Annotated in this window: 21 protein-coding genes; 9 read left to right on the top strand and 12 right to left on the bottom strand. The window is 69.4% G+C overall.

The features are described 5' to 3' along the window. Positions 1-15: 15 nt before the first annotated feature. On the bottom strand, positions 16-1,098 hold the full coding sequence (locus ASF30_RS18860) for a M24 family metallopeptidase (RefSeq protein ID WP_055910273.1): 1,083 nt from the start codon (positions 1,096-1,098) through the stop codon (positions 16-18). Then, positions 1,095-3,254, bottom strand: coding sequence for a DUF6807 family protein (locus ASF30_RS18855; RefSeq protein WP_055910270.1), 2,160 nt, complete (start codon positions 3,252-3,254; stop codon positions 1,095-1,097). The genes ASF30_RS18860 and ASF30_RS18855 overlap by 4 nt, the downstream gene beginning before the upstream one ends. 233 nt (positions 3,255-3,487) lie before the next feature. On the opposite strand from ASF30_RS18855, the gene ASF30_RS18850 reads away from it, so the two are divergent. After that, positions 3,488-4,951 (top strand): HNH endonuclease signature motif containing protein, encoded by a 1,464-nt coding sequence (locus tag ASF30_RS18850; protein ID WP_055910268.1) that lies wholly within the window; start codon positions 3,488-3,490, stop codon positions 4,949-4,951. 21 nt (positions 4,952-4,972) lie between these two features. Here the strand turns inward: ASF30_RS18850 and ASF30_RS18845 are convergent, their stop codons facing one another. The 6 genes from ASF30_RS18845 to ASF30_RS18820 form a co-directional block, all read right to left on the bottom strand. Then, positions 4,973-5,698, bottom strand: coding sequence for a cupin domain-containing protein (locus ASF30_RS18845; RefSeq protein WP_055910266.1), 726 nt, complete (start codon positions 5,696-5,698; stop codon positions 4,973-4,975). Continuing rightward, a complete protein-coding gene (locus tag ASF30_RS18840; protein WP_055910264.1) occupies positions 5,695-6,639 on the bottom strand; it encodes a PmoA family protein in 945 nt (314 codons plus the stop codon). Before ASF30_RS18840 ends, ASF30_RS18845 begins: the two co-directional genes overlap by 4 nt. Beyond that, positions 6,636-7,751, bottom strand: coding sequence for a Gfo/Idh/MocA family protein (locus tag ASF30_RS18835; RefSeq protein WP_055910261.1), 1,116 nt, complete (start codon positions 7,749-7,751; stop codon positions 6,636-6,638). The genes ASF30_RS18840 and ASF30_RS18835 overlap by 4 nt, the downstream gene beginning before the upstream one ends. 139 nt (positions 7,752-7,890) lie before the next feature. Then, positions 7,891-9,207, bottom strand: coding sequence for an ABC transporter substrate-binding protein (locus ASF30_RS18830; protein WP_082468067.1), 1,317 nt, complete (start codon positions 9,205-9,207; stop codon positions 7,891-7,893). Positions 9,208-9,253: 46 nt separating this feature from the next. Next, positions 9,254-10,186 (bottom strand): carbohydrate ABC transporter permease, encoded by a 933-nt coding sequence (locus ASF30_RS18825; protein WP_055910257.1) that lies wholly within the window; start codon positions 10,184-10,186, stop codon positions 9,254-9,256. Beyond that, positions 10,179-11,117: a carbohydrate ABC transporter permease gene (locus ASF30_RS18820; protein ID WP_055910254.1), complete on the bottom strand. Its 939-nt coding sequence runs from the start codon at positions 11,115-11,117 to the stop codon at positions 10,179-10,181. Before ASF30_RS18820 ends, ASF30_RS18825 begins: the two co-directional genes overlap by 8 nt. 327 nt (positions 11,118-11,444) lie before the next feature. Here ASF30_RS18820 and ASF30_RS18815 point away from each other — a divergent pair, with 327 nt between their 5' ends. From ASF30_RS18815 to ASF30_RS18795, 5 genes are all read left to right on the top strand, one after another. Next, positions 11,445-12,476, top strand: coding sequence for a LacI family DNA-binding transcriptional regulator (locus ASF30_RS18815; RefSeq protein ID WP_055910252.1), 1,032 nt, complete (start codon positions 11,445-11,447; stop codon positions 12,474-12,476). 175 nt (positions 12,477-12,651) lie between these two features. Then, entirely contained in the window at positions 12,652-13,869 is a 1,218-nt protein-coding gene (locus ASF30_RS18810) for a Gfo/Idh/MocA family protein (RefSeq protein WP_055910551.1), read from the top strand. 2 nt (positions 13,870-13,871) lie between these two features. Beyond that, positions 13,872-15,086: a dihydrodipicolinate synthase family protein gene (locus ASF30_RS18805; protein WP_055910250.1), complete on the top strand. Its 1,215-nt coding sequence runs from the start codon at positions 13,872-13,874 to the stop codon at positions 15,084-15,086. Then, positions 15,083-15,994, top strand: a complete 912-nt coding sequence (locus ASF30_RS18800) for a sugar phosphate isomerase/epimerase family protein (RefSeq protein ID WP_055910247.1) — start codon at positions 15,083-15,085, stop codon at positions 15,992-15,994. The genes ASF30_RS18805 and ASF30_RS18800 overlap by 4 nt, the downstream gene beginning before the upstream one ends. A 44-nt stretch (positions 15,995-16,038) precedes the next feature. Further along, a complete protein-coding gene (locus tag ASF30_RS18795) occupies positions 16,039-16,887 on the top strand; it encodes an SDR family oxidoreductase (protein ID WP_055910245.1) in 849 nt (282 codons plus the stop codon). An 18-nt stretch (positions 16,888-16,905) separates the two neighbouring features. Here the strand turns inward: ASF30_RS18795 and ASF30_RS18790 are convergent, their stop codons facing one another. Next, positions 16,906-17,955 (bottom strand): Gfo/Idh/MocA family protein, encoded by a 1,050-nt coding sequence (locus tag ASF30_RS18790; protein WP_055910243.1) that lies wholly within the window; start codon positions 17,953-17,955, stop codon positions 16,906-16,908. A gap of 234 nt (positions 17,956-18,189) precedes the next feature. Between ASF30_RS18790 and ASF30_RS23235 the strand changes: the two genes are divergently transcribed. Beyond that, entirely contained in the window at positions 18,190-18,354 is a 165-nt protein-coding gene (locus ASF30_RS23235; protein ID WP_183060217.1) for a hypothetical protein, read from the top strand. 119 nt (positions 18,355-18,473) lie between these two features. Here ASF30_RS23235 and ASF30_RS18785 read toward each other — a convergent pair whose 3' ends face one another. Genes ASF30_RS18785 through ASF30_RS18775 form a run of 3 tightly spaced genes read right to left on the bottom strand, consistent with a single transcriptional unit; the run spans position 18,474 to position 20,103 of the window. Further along, complete coding sequence (locus tag ASF30_RS18785; RefSeq protein WP_055910242.1) at positions 18,474-18,728, bottom strand: DUF6510 family protein; 255 nt, start codon at positions 18,726-18,728, stop codon at positions 18,474-18,476. Then, the gene (locus ASF30_RS18780) at positions 18,725-19,513 is read right to left on the bottom strand and encodes a ferredoxin reductase (RefSeq protein ID WP_200918480.1); all 789 of its coding nucleotides are present in this window, start codon (positions 19,511-19,513) and stop codon (positions 18,725-18,727) included. The genes ASF30_RS18785 and ASF30_RS18780 overlap by 4 nt, the downstream gene beginning before the upstream one ends. Beyond that, positions 19,510-20,103 carry a sulfite oxidase-like oxidoreductase gene (locus ASF30_RS18775; RefSeq protein WP_055910239.1) on the bottom strand — a complete coding sequence of 198 codons (594 nt, stop codon included), beginning with the start codon at positions 20,101-20,103 and terminating at the stop codon, positions 19,510-19,512. Before ASF30_RS18775 ends, ASF30_RS18780 begins: the two co-directional genes overlap by 4 nt. A gap of 109 nt (positions 20,104-20,212) precedes the next feature. On the opposite strand from ASF30_RS18775, the gene moaA reads away from it, so the two are divergent. Together moaA and ASF30_RS18765 are read left to right on the top strand one after the other, a co-directional pair. Then, positions 20,213-21,280, top strand: coding sequence for a GTP 3',8-cyclase MoaA (gene moaA / locus ASF30_RS18770; RefSeq protein WP_055910237.1), 1,068 nt, complete (start codon positions 20,213-20,215; stop codon positions 21,278-21,280). Positions 21,281-21,282: 2 nt separating this feature from the next. Then, positions 21,283-21,531, top strand: a complete 249-nt coding sequence (locus tag ASF30_RS18765) for a MoaD/ThiS family protein (protein WP_055910235.1) — start codon at positions 21,283-21,285, stop codon at positions 21,529-21,531. The last annotated feature ends 8 nt before the right edge of the window (positions 21,532-21,539 follow it).

Here is a 21,539-nt window from a genome sequence, read left to right as displayed (position 1 = left end):
ACGGGCGCAGCCCGCTCAGCGCTCCAGCGTCACCGGGCGCTCGACTCCGCGCACCGCGATCGTCGGCCACGCCGGGTCGCACGTCAACACCTCGATCGCGACTCCGCCGGCGGCATCCGGAGCCAGCAGCACGGTGTCCTCGACCTTCACGCCCGGCGCACTCGGGTTGAGCGCGAACGCCTGGCCGAGTTCGATCGACCCGTCGACGCCGGGTGCCAACCTCGGGTCGCGTCCGTGGTAGCCGGCTGCGCCGCCCTGGTGGTGGCGCAGCCACTCGTCCGTCGCGAAGCCGTGCGCCGGGTACGCCGCGGTGACCGCATTCAGCACGTCGGCGAGTCCCGTGCGGCGCCGCAGCGCGTCGAAGCCGTCGGCCTCCACCTCGAGGATGCGCCTCTCGGCGTCGAGCTCCGACGGGGACGCCGCCCCGAACCGCACCCACCGGGTGACGTTCGCGATCAGCCCGTGCCGGCGAGCGCAGACCACGGCCATGGCGCGACGTCCGATGGCGGCATCGGTCGGCAACGGATGCCGCTCCGCCAGCCGCGACGCCCCGGCGACCAGCAGCACCACCGGATCGGCACCGACCTCGATCAGCCGAGCGGCGAGGCGAGCCGCGACGGAGCGCTCGGTGTCGGCGGGCCTGGCCGCCCGCAGCACGTCGCCGAGCGCCACGGCCGCATCGGCGCCGAGCTCCCGGTAGCGCTGCTGCTCCACGGGGAGCAGCGCCCGCCGCGCCGCCCGCAGCTCGACCTCGACCTCGTGCTCGCGCAGGGCGGCATCCGAACCCTCAGTCGCCGGCGCGAACGACACGGCCTCGAACCAGTCGCGCTCGACGAGCGCGACGCCGGCCGGCAGTTCCTCCGCACGCAGCCGATGAGCTTCATTGGACGTGGCGAAGACCGTGACGGATGCCGCATCGACGCGCACGGCCACGATCGGCGGCGCCGCCAGGCTCACGTGAACACGAGCGCCCCCGAGCAGCCAGGCCACGGCGGCGTGCGACTCGAGCAGCACGCTGGCGGCACCGCGCTCCTGCAGGATTGCACGCACGCGATCGTGCTTGACGGCGAGTTCGCTCCCGTCGTCGCCGAGACTCACGGGCGCAGCAGCTCGGCGACGCGATCGTCGGCGAGTGCCCCGTCGGCGATGAGCCCGCGGAAGCTGCGCGCGACGAATTCGCCCGGCTGCAGGACCACCTCGGCGTCCCAGGCGAGAGCCGAGCCGATGCCCGGATAGTCGGCGACGCGCACGAACCACGGATCCGCCCGGGTGACCTCGTCGGCTCCGGCGAGAGCGACCGTGGCCGTGCCGTCGGCGAAGGCAGCGCTCCACGCGATCCACGGGGCCACCGATCCGTGACAGGCGGCCTCCCCGGAGGCAGCATCGGTGCGCACCCGCACCTCGGCGGCGGCCGGCAGCCGCCAGCTCAGTCCGCCGTAGCCACCGCCCGAGCGACCGTTGCTGCCGGGACTCCCCAGGCTGATGACGCGCTCGGTGACGTTCGCGAGCTCGAACGACAGCGCGAAGGCGACGAGACCGGAGGCACCCGGGCCACCGAGGGCACCCGACGTGCCCGGGGAGGGCAGCGCCTCGAATCGCACCTCGAACCTCTCGCGCAGCCGCGTCGCCGCATCCGGTCCGACCCAGTCGCACGTCGTGCGCAGCGATCCGTCGCCGATGACGACCTCGCGAGCCTCGACGCGTCCGTGATCGTCGAGCCACTGGTACCCGGCACCGCGCAGATAGGTGCGGCCGCCCCAGAAGTTCAGTCCATCGACGTGCTGGAGACCGAGCGAGAGCCCGAGATGCCAGTCGTGATCGCGGGGATGCGCGTCGCTCACGACGACGCCCGCCGGCGTCATGATCGGATGCAGGAACTGACGCGGCGACGAGGTCGGAGTGACCGTCGTCCCGTCGTTCCAGATGGCGATCGGGGCCGCGGATGCCGCTCCAGCCGGCGCTTTCACCACAACGGGCTCCTGCCGACCTGCCGGTGCCTCGATGGCCCAGGGCACGTGCATCTCGCTGAACAGCGCGCCGGCCGCGGCAGTGCGCTGCACCCACCAGCCGACGTCGTCGACCACCGGATGCGCGGCATCGCCCTCGCCCTGCCAGGTGATGAAGGCCGGGTCGATGGCGACGGGTTCCTCGTGCGTACGAATGGCCTCGAGCACTTCCATATAGGCACCGGCGTCGACGAGCGACGACAGCAGCGGGCGCCCAGTCGCGCGGTGGGCGAGCAGGTTCTCGAACAGGTCGGTGCGGCCGTGCGTGACGGATGCTGCGCTGCCGGATGCCGCAGCTCCGTCAACGGCATCCGGAACGGGATCCGCCCCCGCAAGCTCGTCGCGGGTGTACCAGAACGTCAACTCACCGGCATCGGTGCGCACCGAGAGCTCCGGATCGTGCTGCTCGGCGGCGCAGAGCGTGAGCGCTGCGCTCACCACCTCGCCGCTCGCGAGCCTCACCCGCAGGCTGGTGGTGTCGTCGGCCTCGATGTCGTTCGCACGGTAGAGCTCGACCTCGACGCTCGCGACATCCTCCCGCCGACGGGCGCCGGCGATGCGCAGGGCCGTGGCCACGGCGTGGGCGAGCGGGTTGGTGGCGACGCCGTCGATCATCGGCCTGCCGTCGACGACGCGCTTGCCGGCCCACGGCGAACGGCCCCAGTAGGCGCGGTCGCGCAGCCAGGTCGCGTGCGCGGCCACAGACCAGACGGCACCGTGCGCGGCGATGGCGTCGAGCGCGTGCGAGCCCAGGCTCTGGAAGCCCACCTGCACGGCGCGCCCGGTCTCCTCCTGAACTCTCAGCACCCGCTCGAAGTCGGCCATGCTGGCGACAGGCGGCTTCTCGACGTAGACGTCGGCCCCGGCCCGCATGGCTGTCTCCGCGAGGTCGGCGTGGGTGCCGATGGGGGTGGCGACGATGACGATATCGGCCCGGATGCCGGCTGCTTCCGTCGCTCGCAGGGCATCGTCGAGCGACGGATGCAGCGGCACCTCCGAGCCGAAACCGTCGGCAGGCCCGCGGTGCGGGTCCGCGAGGGCCACCAGCTCGACGCTGTCGCGCAGGCGCTCGAGGTTGCGCAGGTGCACGGCGCCGAAGCCGTTCGCGCCGACGAGGATCACGCGCGGCTTGGCGATCGTCGCGGGCGGGCTCCCTGCGACGTGCTCGGCAGCGACGGATGCGGCGGCGGCGGCGACGGCGTCAGGAGCGCCCGTGTCGGTCGCATGTGTCGTCGAGGTCTGGCTCATCGAACTCCCTGGGTCGCCGTTGACTCTTTCGCGGTTGTAGCGTCAGACTCCACAGTACCCGAGACGGAAAACGTTTTCCAGCGTGAATCACTGCGTCCGGGTCAGCTCTGCGAGTGGGTCTCCTCCCCAGCATGGCGAGGTCCATCGGCCACACACAGACTGTGGATGAGATTTCCTGATCAGATTGCATATATCAGGACTGGAGTGTCGGTGGGTGTTCGTATCGTGAAGGTATGGAATCGCTACGCACCCGCATCGAGGAGGCGGCCGCCCACACGGCCGCTCTCCTCGGCGAGGCTTCTGCGATGCTGGGGTCAGGGGCTGCCTCAGAGCGCGACATGATCGGCCTGCTCGCTGCGGCTGAAGACATGGGACGCGCGTCGGACGCTCTCCGTGTCGTGGCGGCCGGAGCCGTCGGCGACGGATCCCGGCCCGGGCTCGGCACGGACTCCCTGGCCGGCCGGTGCGGGGCGGCGAGCGCCACCGAGCTGATCGAGCGAGTCGCCCGGGTCTCCGCCGAGACCGCCCGCGACCGCATCAGGCTCGGCCGTCGACTCCACCCCCGTGGATCGTTGGGGGGCGAGATCCTTCCGGCTGAATTCGAGTCGGTGCGAGTCGCGTTCGACACCGGGCGCCTGGGCGTCGATCACGCCCAGATCATCACCGGCATGCTGGCGAAGGCGTCGATCGGGGTGCCGACCGACATGCTCGAGAACGTCCGCCGGGCCGAACACGAGCTGGTCTGCGCCGCCCTCGGCGAACCCGCAGAACCCGGCGGTGCCGCGCCGCCCCCTGCGACAGTCTTCGAGACCAAGGACTACGCCGCCGTGTGGGCGGCCGTGCTCGACCCCGACGGTGCAGAGCCTCGCTTCCGCGACGTCGAGTCGCGCGGCGTCCGCCTTCATCCAGCCAGAGACGGCCTCATCCCGATCTCGGGGCTCCTCCTCCCCGAGGTCGCCGGACTGGTTCGACGCGTCACCGAATCGATGACCAATCCGCGCCAGTCGCTCCGGTTCCGGCCCGAGAACCCGACGGATGGGGAGGGTGCCGCAGGCTCGGGGGCCGACCCGGAAGACCGCGGCTCCGAGCTGCCGAGGGATCCGCGCACCCGAGCGCAGCGCCTGCACGATGCATTCGCGGCAGTGTTCGACCTCGCCGGACGCAGCGGCGAGCTGCCCACCCTCGGTGGCGCATCCCCGACCATCATCGTCACCGTCCTCGACCACGACTACGCCAGTGGGCACGGCGTCGGCCACATGGACGGCGTCGACGAACCCGTTCCGATGAGCGTCGTGAAGCAGCACGCCTGCGCCAACGGCGTCCAGCCGATCACCCTCGGCACGTCCGGGAGGATCCACCGCATCGGCACCACCGAGCGCACCTTCAACCGCGCCCAACGTCGCGCCCTCGCCGCCCGTGACGGCGGCTGCATCATCTGCGGCCTCGCCGCCGTCTACACGGAAGCCCATCACGTCATCCCCTGGGAGCTGGAGCGCCGCACTCACGTCGACAACGGCGTTCTGCTCTGCTGGTACCACCACCGCACCATCGAGACCCGCGACGGGTGGAAGGTGCGCATGGTCTGCGGCAGTCCCCAGGTCATGCCGCCACCCGAGCTCGGGCCTCCGGTCTGGCGACCGGCCCTCCAATCGCGCATCAGAGCCAGCGCTCAGCTCACGAGGCGATTGCGGGAGTGAAGCGGCGCTCCGGGCAGAGACTCACACGCTGATGTCGTAGGTGCGCAGCAACCCGCACATGCCGAACTTCGGCTCGCCCTCGTGGGGCTGGGCCGCGGTCGCGCCGCTCAGTCCGAGCTGCGCGACGCGACCCGCGGCCAGATCGTCGAGCAGGCCTCGAGTGCGTGCCACGTCAGCGAGCACCCGCTCCTCCCAGAGCTCACGCCAGCCGTCGGCCCGCGCTGAGACGAGTCGAACCGCCGAGGCGTAGAACTCCTCGAGCGCAGCCCCGTCCCCAGCGACGGCAGCATCGCGCAGCGCCTCGAAGCCCTCCACCGCGAGGTCACGACGGCGGGCCGCAGCCGAGGCAGCGGCCGCTCGATCGAGGGATGTATCCGGCAGCGTGGCAGCCTCGGCGTAGCGCGCGGCATCCGTCACCACGGAAGCCGGGAACGTCATGACGGCGTCTCCAGCCTCGGGCAGGCCCGCGTTCGACATGATCACAGTCACCTCGAGTCCGCCGAGGTTGATCGCGCGGTGGATGGTGCCGGCGCCGAACCAGACGACGCTCCCGGCACTCAAGGGGGCGAGGTGGAAGCCCGCGCGGTCGATGGTCTGCAGCTCCCCCGAGCCGGCCGTCACGATGTAGGCCTCGGTGGACACCGTGTGCAGGTGCGGCGTTCCGCCGTGCAGCGCGTCGGGGGCGGCATCCGTGTAGACGTTCAACCGGGTGACGCTGGTTCCCCCGGGGAAGGCGGCATCGGTCACGAACGGCTGTCCTCCAGAACCCGCGTCTCCGCACGACGCGCAGCGAGCAGGCCCCGCCCGAGATCGGCGAGGCGAGCCGCGCCGCCCTCCTCGCCGTAGCCGTCGGCGATCACCACGGCATAGCGGAAGCGGAGGCTCTCCCCCGCTCCGAACTCCAGCTCCTCGCTGAAGAACGGCGCCGGGCACAGGCAGGCGAACTCCTCGCTGCGTGCGAACCACTGGGGCGGATGCCGCGGATTCTCCGTGTCGTCGACGATCACCAGCGTGGAGGTTCCGCCGGAGCCGTCCTGACGCCCGGTGAACCCCATCCACTCCAGGCGGGATCCGCGCAGTTCGTCGCCCCCGTCGCCGAGCGGAGTGCGCACGGTGCCGCCGGTGAACGACCGGGGACCGCGCCAGAACAGGCCGCCGTAGCCGGCGTTCTCCCGCCCCTTGGTCGTGGGTGATCCGATGGAGATCGTGGCCTCGGAGGTGTTGCGCATCACGGTCTCGAAGACGAGCACCCAGGCGTCATCGACGAGATGAGCACTGATCCGACGGTCCTCCTCGATGATCTGCTGCCCGCCCTGCGTGACCCAGCGCAGCCTGTGCGCGATGGTCGCGGCATCCGCCGTCGCCACGAGCTCGGTCATGCGCTCGTGCTCGGCACGCCCGTTGTTCTCGAGCTGAACGTAGAACTGGCCGTGCACGTAGGTTGGCCCGCCCCAGAAGTTCTCCTCGCCCACGTGCGGCAGCGACCAGGCGATGCCCTTGTGCCAGACATGGTCGTGCGGACGGAAGAGCGTGACGGGGTCACCGCTGCGGGTGCGCAACGGATGCAGGTAGGGCTTGGGCGACTCCAGCTGCACGGTGTCCGGCCGGTAGGTGTAGCGAGCGAGCTCGACATCGCCATCGCGGATGACGACGTGGCTGTCGAGTTCGTGGGTCACGGTGATGCTCATGCGGTGGCTCCAGTCAGGGCGGTCAGCCACGGAGCACCGGTGCCGAGCATCGACGCGTAGAACGGATCACCGGCGTCGATGGACCCGCGGATGACAGTGCGGTCCTCGAAAGCCGAGGCGTAGATCGAGGCGACCAGGTCCATGGTCTGGCGAGCGTCGTCGAGGCCGACAGGGGCCGGGCGTCCGGCATCCAGCGCATCGAAGATCGCGGAGAACTGCGCGGCGTGGCCACTGCGCACCTCGGATGCGGCGGCACGAGCACCGGCGCCGGACCACGACTCGGCCAGCGCTTCGCTCCCCGGAGCCGGCGTGAACCGCCAGTCGGCGTCGCCGTAGCCGTAGAGGTGCTCGAGCTCGACCGTCGCGTGCTCGAAGTCGAAGCGCAGCGAGCTCGTCTCGCGTGGCGACACCAGCGAGTTTAGCACCGTGGCGATGGCGCCGTTCTCGAAGGTGACGATGGCCGCCGAGACGTCCTCGGTGTCCGTCGGGCGATCCTGACGGGCGGCGACGGCCCGCACCGTCTGCCACGGACCGAGGATCGACAGCAGCAGGTCGAACTGGTGGATGCCGTGGCCCATCGTCGGGCCGCCGCCCTCGATCTCCCAGTTTCCGCGCCACGGCACGGCGAAGTACTCGGCGTCGCGATACCAGAGCGTGTTGCAGACGGCCACGAGCGGTCGCCCGAAGGTGCCGTCGGCGACGGCCTGGCGAAGGCGCACGGCGCCCGATCCGAAGCGCTGCTGGAACACGGCCACGGCCTGCCTGCCGGTCTCGCGCTCAACGGCGATCGCCTCGTCGATCTCAGCCAGGGTCATCGCTGGTGGCTTCTCGACCAGCGGCACCGACCCGCCGCGCAGCACGGCGGCGGTGAGCGGAAGGTGCGAGCCGGGCGGAGTGCAGATGTGCACGAGGTCGGGCTTCTCGGCGGCGAGCATCTCGTCGACGGATGCGTGCACGCGGGCGATCCCCCAGGTCTCGGCGAAGGCGCGGGCTCGGGCGGTGTCGATGTCGACGACGGCGCTCACCTCGGCCCGTCCGCCCAGGGCGCGGATGCCTTCGATGTGGGCGACGGCGATGCCGCCGGTTCCGACGATCGCGGTGCGATAGACCATGGGTTCTGTCAATCCGATCAGGGTCGAGGTGGGAAGACGAGTCGAGGTGGAACGTAGAAGAAGAGCATCGCCCTGAAGAGAGGAGCAGGACGGGACGGATGAAGGGGAGGCGAATCCTCGCCTCCCCTTCATCCGATCATCAGGCGTTCGCGATCGCGTCCTTGAGGTCCTTGATGAACCCCTCGGCGGCCTGGTCGGGCGTGAGCTGCTTGAACAGCACCTGCTCGGTGTACTGCTTGAGCAGGGCCTCGATGGCGCTGCCGCCCGGAGGGGTCACCGCGGGGGCGTCTCCGACATCCTCGGAGAGACCGTCGAGGAACGCCACGACCTCCTTGTCGGTGTCCGACAGCTTCGGCTCGATGTAGGCGCGGATCTTCTCGTTGGCGGGCACACCGCGCTCGGTCAGCAGGATGTCGGCCGCGTCCTCGCTGTTGGCGAGGAAGTTGACGAAGGCGGCGGCCTCAGCGGGGTGCTCGCTGCGCGACGAGATCGACCAGTACATCGACGGCTTGTAGTACGCCGAGCCGTCGGCCTTGCCATCCGTCGTCGGAACCCGCAGCGACTGCAGCGGCGAACCGCTGGCGTCGGAGAGAGCTGTCAGCTGGCTGTTCCACCACGGTCCGAATGCCGCGGTGTTGGTCGCCGTGAACGATTCGGCGAGGCCACCGCTCTGCTTCTCGATGATGTTCGAGGCGGGAGGCGTCGTGCCGTCGTCGACCATGTCGAGGAGCTGCTGGTACCAGCTGGAGACCGTCTCCGGCTTGATCGAGACCTCGCCGTCGGTGTACAGCGCATCGCCGTGCTGACGGGCCCAGTTGTTCAGGCCGCCGTCCTCGAAGCCCCACGGGGCGACGCCCCACTCGGCTCCGCCGCCGGCCGCAGAGACCTTGGCGCCGATCTCGGCGAGGTCGTCCCAGGTCCAGCTCTTGTCATCGGGAACCTCGACGCCGGCCTTCTCCAGCAGGGCGGGGTTGGCCATGATCGAGTAGCTCGTGAGTCCGACCGGAACGCCGTACAGGGCGTCGTCGACCTTGCCTGTCGCCAGCGCGGAGTCGGGGAAGTCGGACGTGTCGACGGCATCACCGAGCGTCGAGAGGTCGAGCAGGGCACCGCGATCGCCGTAGGTGGCGATGTACTTCTCGTCCATCTGGATGATGTCGGGGGCGTCGTTCGCGGCGGTCTCCGTCGCGAGCTTGTCCCAGTAGCCGGCCCAGTCGGTGAACTGCGGCTCGATGGTGATGTTGGGGTACTCCTTCTCGAAGGCCGCGATCACCTCCTGGCTGGCTGCTGTGCGAGCGTCGTTGCCCCACCAGGTGAAGCGCAGGGTCACCGGCTTGTCCGAGAGCTCCGGCGCCTCGTCTCCGCCTCCGGCTGAACATCCGCTCAGAACCAGGGCGGTGGCGACGCCTGTGGCGATCACGGCGGCGACGCTGCGCGCGCGAGTCTTGCCTCTCATAGTGCTGTCCTTTCGTATGTGTGTGCAGTGCGGTTGGTGCTGGGTACTACTTGCCGCCCGTGGTCGCGATACCGCTGATGAGGTAGCGCTGACCGAACAGGAAGACGAGGAAGATCGGGATGAGCGAGACCACGCTCATCGCGAACATGGGGCCCCACGAGGTCGACGACTGCGCATCCATGAAGGAGCGGAGTGCGAGCGGAATCGTGTACATGTTGGGCTTGGTGAGATAGATCAACTGCGAGAAGAAGTCGTTCCAGGTCCAGATGAAGGTGAAGATGGCGGTGGTCGCGAGGGCCGGGACCATGAGCGGCAGGATGATGCGCAGGAAGATGCGCGGATGCCCGCATCCGTCGAGGCGCGCGGCCTCATCGAGTTCCGTCGGGATGCCGCGGATGAACTGCACCATCAGGAAGATGAAGAAGGCGTCTGTCGCGAGGATCTTCGGCAGGATCAACGGCAGGAACGTGTTCACCCAACCGAGCTGGCTGAACAGGATGTACTGCGGAACGATGATCACGTGCACGGGGAGCATGATCGTGGTGAGCATCACCACGAACCACCAGCGCTTGCCGCTGAACTTGAGTCGGGCGAAGGCGTAGGCCGCCATCGAGCACGAGACCAGGTTGCCGACGATGCAGCCGAGCACCACGAGCACCGAGTTGATGAGGAAGACGCTGAACGGTTCGGAGAGGGTGTTCCAGCCGACCGTGTAGTTCTCGACCTCGAAGCTGTCGAAGATGATGCCCGGGTTGCGGAAGATCTCGTCGGTGGGCCGCAGTGAGCTGACGACCAGCCAGATGACCGGGTAGAGCATCAGCAGGCCCACGAGGATGAGCACGATGTGCTTGATCACGCTCTTCCAGCGCGGCTTGCCGGATGCCCGGGCCAGCCTGCGGCGTTCGCGCGGATCCATCGTGGCGTTCGCGCCGGCGACGGCGACGAAGGACGACGTCGGAGCTTCGATTGTTTCAGTCATCGTAGAAAACCCAATACTTGGAGGCCCAGAAGTTGATGGCGGTGAACGCCCCGATGATGAGCAGCAGCACCCAGGCGAGAGCCGAGGCGTAGCCCATGTCGAAGTTCGCGAAACCTCGGTTGTAGAGGTACAGCGTGTAGAACAGGGTGCTGTCGGCCGGCCCGCCTGTTCCTCCCGAGATGATGAAGGCCTGCGTGAACGACTGGAACGCGTGGATGATCTGCAGCACGAGGTTGAAGAAGATGATCGGCGTGAGCAGGGGAAGGGTGATGCGGGAGAACCGCTGCCACTTCGTCGCCCCGTCGACCTCGGCCGCCTCGTAGTACATCGTCGGGATCTGCCGGAGGCCGGCCAGGAAGATGACCATCGGAGCGCCGAAGGTCCAGACGTTCAGTGTGATGAGCGTGCTGAGCGACGTCGATGGATTCGCGATCCAGCTCTGCCCCTCCACGCCGAAGAACCCGAGGAAGACGTTGACCAGGCCTTCGGATCCGAAGACCTGCTTCCACAGCACGGCGATGGCCACGGATGAGCCGAGCAGCGACGGCAGGTAGAACACCGAACGGTAGAAGGAGAGTCCGCGCAGCCCGCGATCGAGCAGCACCGCCAAGGCCAGGGCTGCCGCCAGCTGCAGCGGGACCGACACGAAGACGTACACGAAGGTGACGCCGAGGGCGTTGTGCAACCGCTCGTCGCCGAGCATGCGGGTGAAGTTCTCCAGGCCCGTGAACTTGGGCGGCTGCAGCAGGTTGTACTTCGTGAACGAGAGGTACAGCGACACCAGCATGGGGCCGACCGTGATGAGCGAGAGACCGAGGAACCAGGGGGCCAGGAAGAGGTAGGCGGCCTTGTTGTCGCGACGATCGGCCTTCTTCTCGGCCTTGGTCTTCTTGTCGGTGCTGATCTTGCGGAGTTCGCCGATGGCGCTCATCGAAGAGCCTCCACAGCGGGGTGTCCATTGATGGTGATCACGATCACACTCCTGTTCAATCACCGTTGATTCACGATTTGGGAAAGCGTATTCCGAACCGTTCTGACAGTTCTAGCATGTCGGCATGCGAGACGCAAACACCAATCGGGAGAGCGCTCCTCCACGTCGGTAAGGGGTACGAGGCGACGGAAGCGACCGGGCGAAGGTACCCGCTCCGGCTCGGATGGCGAGCGGATGCGGCCACGATCACGACGCCGGGGGAATATGCTTTCCCGCACACCGGACCGCGCCGAGATCCCGCTCGCGCACCGACAGAGGAGCCTGAGAATGACGTCGTCCGACCTGCCGGCGAACCCCCCGACACTGCACGACGTCGCCCGCGAGGCCGGGGTCTCCCTGGCCACCGCATCCCGCAGCCTCAACGGCAGCGCCCGCACGGTGCGCGAGCCCTATCGCGAGAAGGTGCTGACGGCGGCGGCGCGCCTCGGGTACACCCCCAACCTCTCGGCCCAGGCCGTCGCCAAGGGCTCCACCATGACCGTCGCGCTGCTCGTCGCCGACATCTCCGACCCGTACTTCTCGTCGATCGCCGCCGGCGTCATCAGGGCCGCGGATGAGGTCGGCCTCGTCGTGACGATGGCCGCCACCGAGCGCGACACCCGTCGTGAACTCGAGCTGGTGCGGGCCATGCGCGGCCAGCGTCCGCGCGTCATCATCCTCGCCGGATCCCGTGTCGTGGGCGATGAGTACGAGCAGCAGCTGACGGCCGAGCTGACGGCCTTCCAGGCGACGGGTGGGCGCGTCACGCTCATCAGCCAGAGCCTGGCGCCGTTCCACACCGTGCTGCTCGACAACTACGCCGGGGCCCGAGCGCTGGCGTCCGAACTCGTGGGCCTCGGCTACAGCCGGTTCGCGGCCATCGCCGGGGCCGCGAAGCTCCGCACTGCCAGCGATCGCCTCTCGGGCTTCCGCGCCGGGCTCGCGGATCACGGGCTCGAGCTCCCCGAGTCCGACGTCGCGGTCACAGCCTTCACCCGTGACGGCGGTTACGCCGGAGCCGAACAACTCATCCCGCGCATCACCGACTTCGACCTCGTCTTCGCCGTCAACGACGTGATGGCGGTGGGTGCCATGTCTGCGCTGCGGGATGCCGGCATCACGCCCGGCGTCGACATCGCCGTCGCCGGCTACGACGACATCCCGACCGTGCGCGACGTGACCCCCGCGCTCACGACCGTGCGCATCCCGCTCGAGGAGGTCGGCGCCCGCGCGCTCGCCCTCGCCCTCGGAACCGGTGCGCCGGAGGACCCGATCGCCACCGAGGTCATCCTGCGAGCGAGCACGCCCCGCAAGGGCTGAGCCCGGCCGGCACCGTCCGGACCCTCGCCCACCCCCGCCGATCGCGCTGTTGCGCACCGGCCGATTTCTGATCTACACTCCGGTAAACGCTTTCCCGCACAACCAGCTCGTGCGGCGAACCGGGTTCCAGCACAGAAGGAAGCAGAACGTGTCAGAGCAGACAATCGGCATCATCATGAACGGCGTCTCCGGGCGCATGGGCTACCGGCAGCACCTGGTGCGCTCGATCCTCGCGATCCGGGAGCAGGGCGGCGTGCTCTTGAGCGACGGAACTCGGGTGCAGGTCGAGCCGATCCTCGTGGGTCGCAGCGAGGCGAAGCTCGCCGAGCTGGCCGCGAAGCACGGCATCGAGAACTACACCACGAACCTCGACGAGGCCCTCGCCGATCCGCGCTGGCAGATCTACTCCGACTTCCTGGTGACTCGCGCCCGGTCTGCCGCCATCCGCAAGGCCATCGCGGCAGGCAAGGCGATCTACACCGAGAAGCCGACCGCCGAGAGCTTCGAGGAGTCCCTCGAGCTGGCCCGCCTCGCCGCGGCGGCGGGTATCAAGAACGGCGTCGTGCACGACAAGCTCTACCTGCCGGGCCTGCAGAAGCTCAAGCGCCTGATCGACTCCGGCTTCTTCGGAGAGATCCTCTCGGTGCGGGGCGAGTTCGGCTACTGGGTCTTCGAGGGCGACTGGCAGCCCGCCCAGCGGCCCAGCTGGAACTACCGCTCGGAGGACGGCGGCGGCATCGTCGTCGACATGTTCCCGCACTGGAGCTACGTGCTCGAGAACCTGTTCGGCCGGGTCGAGTCGGTCTACGCCCGCACTGCCACCCACATCCCCACCCGGGTCGACGAGAACGGCGACGCGTACACGGCCACCGCCGACGACTCCGCCTACGCCGTGTTCGAACTCGAGGGCGGCGTCATCGCCCAGCTCAACTCCAGCTGGGTGGTGCGGGTCAACCGGGACGAGCTGGTCGAGTTCCAGGTCGACGGCACCCTCGGCTCGGCCGTGGTGGGCCTGTTCGGTGCCAAGGTGCAGCCGCGCGTCGCCACGCCCAAGCCGGTGTGGAACCCCGATCTGGCCGACTCCCACGACTACGACGCCGACTGGATGGAGCTGCCCACCAACGACGTGTTCGAGAACGGCTTCAAGACCCAGTGGGAGCAGTTCATCCGCCACGTCGTCGAAGACGGCCCGCACGAGTACGACTTCCTCGCCGGCGCCCGCGGCATGCTGCTCGCCGAGGCCGGTCTCGAGAGCTCGCGCACCGGCCGTCGCATCGACCTCGCCCCGCTCGACGAGTCCGCCTTGGTGTCGGCCGAGCCCGAGGAGACCGATTCGGCTCCGGATGCAGCCTCCGACCACTCGACATCGGCCCTGAGCCCGGCCGGGGTGTAGCCGTGACCCGCATCACCCTGCTGAGCGCCGACGGCGCCACGAGCTCCACCGAGCTGGCCGCAGCCTCGGCCATCACCAGGCCCCGCACGCCGCTCGAGAGCCGGGTCGCCTACGCGGCCGCCCATGTCGTGCCGTTGCCGTGGGCCGACAACACACCAGGACAACCGGCCGCCATCGACTGGGACGCCACCCTCGCCTTCCGCCACCACGTCTGGTCGTGGGGGCTCGGCGTGGCCGACGCGATGGACACGGCCCAGCGCAACATGGGACTCGATGCCGCGGCGACCCGGGAGCTCATCAGTCGCAGCGCCCTCGAGGCCTCCGCCGTCGGCGGCAGGCTCGTCGTCGGAGTCAACACCGACCACGTCGACGCCGAGAGCCTCACGCTCGACCAGGTCATCGACGCCTACAAGGAGCAGTTGCACTTCACCGAGGATGCCGGAGCCGGCGCCGTGCTCATGGCCAGCCGCCACCTCGCCCGAGCAGCATCCAGTGCCGACGACTACCGCCGGGTCTACCGCGAGGTCCTCTCGGCCGCCGGCGCCCCCGTCGTGCTGCACTGGCTCGGCACCGCCTTCGACCCGAGCCTGGCCGGCTACTTCGGCAGCACCGATACTGCGGCGGCATCCGAGACCCTGCTCCAGATCATCGAGTACAACCGCGAGCGCGTGGCCGGCGTGAAGATGAGCCTGCTCGATGCCGACGCCGAGATCGCTGTACGCGCCAAGCTGCCCGCGGGAACACGGATGTTCACCGGCGACGACTTCAACTACGTCGGCCTCATCGAGGGCGACCAGCACCAGCACTCCGACGCCCTGCTCGGGGCCTTCGCCGCCCTCGCTCCGCAGGCGTCGGCCGCCATCCAGGCACTCGATCGCGGCGACACCGAGGAGTACCGCCGCATCCTCGGCCCTACCGAGGCTCTGTCGCGGCAGGTATTCGCCGCCCCCACGTACTACTACAAGACCGGCGTCGCCTTCCTCAGCTGGCTGAACGGCCACCAGGCCGCCTTCAGCATGGTCGGCGGCCTGCACGCCGCGCGCAGCCTGCCGCACCTCTCCGAGATCGTGCGGCTCGCGAACGCCGCAGGCTCGCTCGAGCGGCCCGAGCTCGCCGCCGCCCGCTGGCACGGCCTGCTCACTCTCAACGGCATCGACGTGGCGGCAGCTGGTCCTGCAGCCACGGTCGCCGACGAGCCTGCCGAGGCTCTCGCATGAGCGCGCACCCGCGCCTCAGCATCAACCAGGCCACCCTCAAGTACGCACCCTACGACGACGCCCTCCGGGTCGTGCGCGAGGCCGGCATCGAGAGCATCGGCCTGTGGCGCGAACCCGTGGCCGAGGTCGGCCTGGCCGAAGCCGCCCTCCGTCTCACCGACTCCGGCCTGCGCATGTCTACCTACTGCCGCGCCGGTTTCTTCACGGCGCCCGAGGGCCCTGAGCGGCGTGCCTCGCTCGACGACAACCGCCGCGCGATCGACGAGACCGCCACCCTGGCCGCCGCCGGGGCACCGGGCTCCGAGGCCGTGCTCGTGCTGGTGGCCGGCGGCATCCCCGCCGGCAGCACCGATCTCGCGGGCTCCCGCGAGCGCGTACGCGACGCCATCGCGGAGCTGGCATCGGATGCCGCCGCGGCCGGCGTGACGCTGGCGATCGAGCCGCTGCATCCGATGTACGCCTCCGACCGTGCCGTGATCTCGACCCTCGGACAGGCCCTCGACATCGCCGAGCAGTTCGACGCCGCCACCGTGGGTGTCGTCGTCGACACCTTCCACGTCTGGTGGGACCCGCAGTTGTTCACCCAGATCGCCCGCGCCGGAGGTGCCGGCGGCGACGGCGGCCGCATCGCCACCTACCAGGTCTGCGACTGGGCCACACCGCTGGCCGCCGACGTGCTGCTCTCCCGCCACTACCCGGGCGACGGCGTCATCGACTTCGGCGCCATCACCCGGGCCGTGCTCTCCACGGGGTACACCGCTGACATCGAGGTCGAGATCTTCAACCAGCAGATCTGGGACTCGCTCTGGGCCGACGTCGTCGATCGCACCTCGGAGGCCTTCTCGGCGGCCGTCGGCGTCCACCTCGACGCAGCCGTCCCGTCGGGCGCTGACGCGGTCGACGCTTAGACCGGCGACGCTGCGATGATGGGATCCTGAGCGAAGGAGTCCCGATGTCAGAGTCCCTCCCCACCCTGGCCGTCACAGGCTCGACCGGCGCCCTCGGTGGGCTCGTCGCCCGTGGGCTCGCGGCATCCGCAACCCCACAACGCCTCATCGTGCGCGACCCCGCCCGGGCGCCCGAGCTCGAGCGCGCCGTCGCCGTGCAGGCCGCCTACTCGGATCCGGACGCCGCTGCCCGAGCCCTCGACGGTGTGGAGACCCTCTTCATGGTCTCGGCCACGGAAGACGAGCACCGCGTGCCCGACCACATCTCCTTCGTCGACGCTGCCGCCCGGGCCGGCGTGCGCCACATCGTGTACACCTCGTTCCTCGGCGCCTCCCCCACAGCCACGTTCACCCTCGCCCGCGATCACCACGCCACCGAGCAGCACATCGCGGCCGCCGGTATCGCCCACACCTTCCTGCGCGATTCGCTGTACGCCGACTTCTTCACTCACCTGATGGGAGAGGACGGCGTCATCAGAGGGCCGGCCGGCACCGGCCGCCTCGCCGGCGTCGCCCGAGCGGATGTCGCCCGCTCGGCCGTCGCGGTGCTGCGGGATCCGAGTCCGCACTACGGCCACAGCTACGACCTCACCGGCCCCGAGGCGCTGACCTTCGACGAGATCGCCCGCATCCTGAGCACCGCGCTCGGTCGGCCGGTGAGCTACCACGACGAGACCATCGCGGAGGCCTACGAGTCGCGCGCCTCCTACGGCGCGCCGAAGTGGCAGCTCGACGCCTGGGTGTCGACGTACACCGCCGTCGCCGCCGGAGAGATGGGCAGAATCAGCCGCGACGTCGAGCACCTCACCGGACGCAAGCCCCTCAGCCTCGCCGAGCTGCTGGCAGCGCGCTGAGGTCTGCTCGCGCTCGGGCTATCCGCGCGGCGGCGCTCCGATCGCCCGCACCTGCCGCCGCGCCTCGTCGATCGTCTCGAGCACCGCGATCGAGCGGCGCAGCGGATGCAGGGCGGACTGCAGGCGTCCGTCGGCGATGTCGCGGGCGACGGATGCCGCCTGCCAGGCGAGCCCGTCGCGCCCGTCCAGCCCCGATTCGTCGCGCCAGAGCAGTTCGCCGCCGTCGGGTCCGACGAGGGCGAAACTGCCGGGCATGAGGAAGAGCGGGTCGACCTCGATACGGGCCCGCGTGCCGAAGATGCGGGCCTCGGCCGTCGTCTGCACGAACAGCGACGTGCTGAGCACGGCCTGCGCCCCCTCGTCTCCGTCGAGCACGAGCGCGGTCTGGCCGTCGACGCCCGTGGCGGCGAGGGTTCCCGTCGCCGTGATCTCGGTGGGAGTGCCGAGCACGAAGTGGGCGAACCAGATGGGGTAGACGCCGAGGTCGAGAAGAGCGCCGCCGCCGAGTGCCGGGTCGAAGATCCGACTCTGGGGGTCGAAGGCCGGCTTGCCGCCGAAGTCCGCCGTCACCAGTTGCACATCGCCGAGCACCCCGTCGGCCAGGAGGCTGTTGATCACGGTCGTCTGCGGGAGGAAGCGCGACCACATCGCCTCCATGGCGAAGACGCCGGCTGCAGTCGCGGCATCCGCGATCTCCCGCGCCTCGGCTGCCGAGGTGCCGATGGGCTTCTCGACCAGCACGTGCTTTCCCGCCGCGATGGCGAGCAGCGCGAGCGCGCGGTGTTCGCTGTGCGGCGAGGCGATGTAGACGATGTCGACCGTCGGGTCGGTGACCAGGACCTCGTAGGAGTCGTACCAGCTCGGGATGCCGTGAGCCGACGCGAAGCGCGACGCCCGCTCGGCGCTCCGCGAGGCGACGGCGATGACCCGTTGGTCGGTGTTGGCGTGCAGGGTGCCGACGAAGGCGTTGGCGATCATCCCGGGTGCGAGCACTCCCCAGCGAAGCACGGGGCCTCCGCGCAGGGGTGCCGCCGACGAGTCCGGGAGCGTCTGCGGAAGAGAGGTCATGATCGGAATTGTAGGGGCGCGGCGCGCGACGACCTGAATGATCCTCATCATGATCGCGCTCCCATAGCAAAAAATCCGACCGCTGACCAGCCCATCCGCGCAACTCGCACGGTGTGCCAAGATTGGCGAGGCCCAAACGGGAACCCCTCCAACGGGGGTGAGCGTGAAGCGGGTCACTCGGAGGGAGATCGGTCACAAGCCGTCTCCCACAACAGAAAACGGGAACAACAGAATATGAATCTTCTTCTCATCATCGTGGCCGTCGTCGCCGTCGTCCTGCTCTTCACGGGTGGATTCGTCTCGGCTCTCAACTGGCTGATCTGGGTCGGAATCATCCTGCTCGTCATCGCGGTCATCGCGTGGCTGCTGCGTGCCATCGGCGGACGCAAGTCCGTCTGATCCACAGAACTGTCAGAGGGCCCGTGCGCAGTGCGCACGGGCCCTCTTCCGTACTCCCCCGCCGTGACGGGCCGACGATGGGATCAGGACGATGGGATCAGGATGCTGAAGGCTCGGCCTCAGCGGCGCACCTCCACCGCCGTGATGCCCGAGAAGTTCAGCCAGACCCTGTCCTCCGACTCCACGATGGTGGCCAGTACGTGGTCGCAGCTCGCACAGCGCACGACAGTGCCCGGCGTCCCCTCCCACACCATCGCGCGCGCCAGCACGTCGATCGTGCCGCAGCCGCCGCACCGCGCTGCCGCCGTCGTCGGGTCGAACCGGAACAGCTCCGAGAGCACACCGGCCAGAGAGTTTCCGTCGAGATGCGTCATGACGTTCCTCCGAAGCGTTCCGTGCGGATCGACCGCGGATCGTGGCCGAGATCGACCAGCCACGCGGCCACGGTCTCCACGAAGGCCGTCGACCCGCAGAGGTACACCCGTGGATTCGCGGATGCCGGGAACACCGACGATTCCACCACCTCGCGGGTGATGCGCGCCGGGGTCACCGGCCAGCCGTCCGGAGCGCGCCGGGTGTAGATCAGGTCGACCCGAAGCGCCGGCATCCCGGCGTCGTCGGCGAGCACGTCCGGGAAGAACACGTCCTCCGGTGTGCGGACGGAGTAGAGCAGGCGGAACGGGGTCGTGTCCTCGGCCGCCACGTGCGAACGGATCATGGCCACCAGAGGCACGACACCGGACCCGCCGCCGATGAGCTGCACCGGCCGTGGGGACGCAGCCCCTGCCGTTGCCGAGGCGCCATCGCCCGGAACGTTCGGGGCGGCATCCGGCTCCCACACGAACCAACCGCCCAGCGGACCATGGATCTCGAGCATGTCGCCCACCATGAGGTCGTCGACGAGGAACGGCGAGACCTCGCCGTCTGGCAGCTTGTCGACGGCGAGGTCGACGCGCGTGCCCGGTCCGGCCGACGCGATCGAGTACGAGCGCGTCGCCGAGTACCCGTCGGGGGCCGTGAGACGGACGTCGAGGTGCTGCCCGGCGATGTTCCCCGGCCACTCAGCGACGTCGATGATGATGCGCCGGGCGCTCGGAGTCTCCGGGTGAACCTCGGTGACAGTTCCGACGCGCCAGGCGGTGTCGGATGCCGCACTCACCAGTAGCGTTCCTCTTTCCAGGGGTCGCCGTGGATGTGATACCCCGACTGCTCCCAGAATCCCGGCTCGTCGTCAGCCATCATCACGAGGCTGCGCACCCACTTCGCGCTCTTCCAGAAGTAGAGGTGCGGCACGATCAGGCGGGCGGGGCCGCCGTGCTCGGCCTCGAGGGGTTCTCCGTCGAACTCGAAGGCGATCCAGGCCTGGCCGTTCAGCAGCTCATCCAGCGGCACGTTCGTCGTGTAGCCGCCGTAGCTGTGAGCCATCACGTAGTCCTGGCTCGTCTCGATGTCGGCGAACAGGGTGTCCAGCGAGACGCCGCGCCAGGTCGTGCCCAGCTTCGTCCAGTGCGTGACGCAGTGGATGTCGGTGGTGACGTCGTCGATCTTCTCGGCCATGAGCTGATCCCACGTCCAGGTGCGCGGTTCCCCGCTCTCGGGCACGATGGAGAACTCCCACTCGGCCGTGTCGATGCGCGGCGTCGGGCCCGCTGAGAGCACCGGGAAGTCGCCGACCTCCGTCTGTCCGGGTGGAATCCGAGGATCGCGATCACGCGAACGTCCGGAGAATCCTCGGGTGATGAACGACATCGGATCCCCTTTCGACTGCGGCATGGAAAAGGCGGCAGTTCCCTCACGATAGTGAGGCCGAGGGAGCCCTGTCACGCAATGCGTGCGAGATTGATCGTAGGGTTGAGCAATGACGCCGATCACGCTCGGAATCCCCGCAGTGCGGCGAGACCCGTCATCGGCGCCGTCCACTCTCGGACGGCCGGATGCGTCGGGGCTGGTCGACCGTTTCGGACGCGTCGCCGAGGACCTGCGCATCTCCGTCACCGAGAAGTGCTCCCTGCGCTGCACGTACTGCATGCCGGCGGAGGGCCTGCCCTCGATTCCGCGCAACGACCTGCTGACGGCATCCGAGATCGCCAGGCTCGTCGGGATCGCGCATCATGACCTGGGCGTCAAGGAGGTGCGGTTCACCGGCGGTGAGCCACTGACCCGCGCCGACATGGTGGAGATCATCGCCCGCTCGCACGAGGTGGCCCCGGCCATCCAGATCGCCATGACCACCAACGGCATCGGCCTCGATCGCAAAGCCCAGGCGCTCGTCGACGCCGGGCTCACGCGCATCAACGTGTCGCTCGACACCCTCGACCGCGAGCACTTCATCAGGCTCACCCGGCGCGACAGGCTCGACGCCGTGCTCGCGGGCATCGCGGCCGCCCACGCGGCCGGGATGACCCCGCTCAAGATCAACGCCGTGCTCATGCGCGAGACTCTGCACGACGCGGCCGAGTTGCTGGCCTGGGCCGTGACGCACGACTGCAGGCTGCGCTTCATCGAGCAGATGCCGCTGGATGCCGACGAGACCTGGCGACGCGAGAACATGGTCGACGCGGCCGAACTGCTGGAGGTTCTCGGCGAGCGGTTCGAGCTCACGCCGGTCGCCCGCGAGGATCCGTCGGCGCCGGCCGAGCAGTGGACCGTCGATGGCGGCCCGGCGACAGTCGGCATCATCGCCTCGGTGACCCGCTCGTTCTGCGCGGCCTGCGATCGCACCCGCATCACGGCGGAGGGCACCGTGCGTTCCTGCCTGTTCGGCGATGACGAAACCGACCTGCGCGGCCTGCTGCGCAACGGCGCGACGGATGCCGAGATCGCCGACCGCTGGCGTGCTGCCATGTGGAACAAGCAGGCCGGCCACGGCATCGACGCCGCCGACTTCCATCGACCGGTGCGGTCGATGGGCGGGATCGGCGGGTAGGCGTGGCCGACGTGCACGTGCGCTACTTCGCCGCGGCCGCTGAGGCTGCCGGACGCGAGGAGGAGGTGCTCGACGTCGACTCCGACGCCACCGTGGGCGACCTCGGCTCCGCCCTCGTCACTCGCTACGGTCCGGTCATGGCACGCGTGGTGGCGTCGGGTTCGTTCCTCGTCGACGGCATCGCGACGCGCGACCCGGCACGGCGCCTCGGCGCGCGCGTCGACGTCCTGCCGCCGTTCTCGGGCGGGTAGGGGACTGC

Origin of the sequence: Leifsonia sp. Leaf264, from assembly GCF_001422325.1 — a bacterium.
Classification (GTDB): Bacteria; Actinomycetota; Actinomycetes; order Actinomycetales; family Microbacteriaceae; genus Orlajensenia.
The sequence above is the reverse complement of the archived record's forward strand: the minus strand, read 5'-3'. Positions and strand labels throughout refer to the sequence as shown.

Coding starts and splice junctions, on each gene's coding strand:
- ASF30_RS18855 (WP_055910270.1), bottom strand. CDS start 3,254: ATGAGCCAGACCTCGACGACACATGCGACCGACACGGGCGCTCCTGAC.
- ASF30_RS18850 (WP_055910268.1), top strand. CDS start 3,488: ATGGAATCGCTACGCACCCGCATCGAGGAGGCGGCCGCCCACACGGCC.
- ASF30_RS18840 (WP_055910264.1), bottom strand. CDS start 6,639: ATGAGCATCACCGTGACCCACGAACTCGACAGCCACGTCGTCATCCGC.
- ASF30_RS18835 (WP_055910261.1), bottom strand. CDS start 7,751: ATGGTCTATCGCACCGCGATCGTCGGAACCGGCGGCATCGCCGTCGCC.
- ASF30_RS18830 (WP_082468067.1), bottom strand. CDS start 9,207: ATGAGAGGCAAGACTCGCGCGCGCAGCGTCGCCGCCGTGATCGCCACA.
- ASF30_RS18825 (WP_055910257.1), bottom strand. CDS start 10,186: ATGACTGAAACAATCGAAGCTCCGACGTCGTCCTTCGTCGCCGTCGCC.
- ASF30_RS18820 (WP_055910254.1), bottom strand. CDS start 11,117: ATGAGCGCCATCGGCGAACTCCGCAAGATCAGCACCGACAAGAAGACC.
- ASF30_RS18815 (WP_055910252.1), top strand. CDS start 11,445: ATGACGTCGTCCGACCTGCCGGCGAACCCCCCGACACTGCACGACGTC.
- ASF30_RS18810 (WP_055910551.1), top strand. CDS start 12,652: ATGAACGGCGTCTCCGGGCGCATGGGCTACCGGCAGCACCTGGTGCGC.
- ASF30_RS18800 (WP_055910247.1), top strand. CDS start 15,083: ATGAGCGCGCACCCGCGCCTCAGCATCAACCAGGCCACCCTCAAGTAC.
- ASF30_RS18795 (WP_055910245.1), top strand. CDS start 16,039: ATGTCAGAGTCCCTCCCCACCCTGGCCGTCACAGGCTCGACCGGCGCC.
- ASF30_RS18790 (WP_055910243.1), bottom strand. CDS start 17,955: ATGACCTCTCTTCCGCAGACGCTCCCGGACTCGTCGGCGGCACCCCTG.
- ASF30_RS23235 (WP_183060217.1), top strand. CDS start 18,190: ATGAATCTTCTTCTCATCATCGTGGCCGTCGTCGCCGTCGTCCTGCTC.
- ASF30_RS18785 (WP_055910242.1), bottom strand. CDS start 18,728: ATGACGCATCTCGACGGAAACTCTCTGGCCGGTGTGCTCTCGGAGCTG.
- ASF30_RS18775 (WP_055910239.1), bottom strand. CDS start 20,103: ATGTCGTTCATCACCCGAGGATTCTCCGGACGTTCGCGTGATCGCGAT.
- moaA (WP_055910237.1), top strand. CDS start 20,213: ATGACGCCGATCACGCTCGGAATCCCCGCAGTGCGGCGAGACCCGTCA.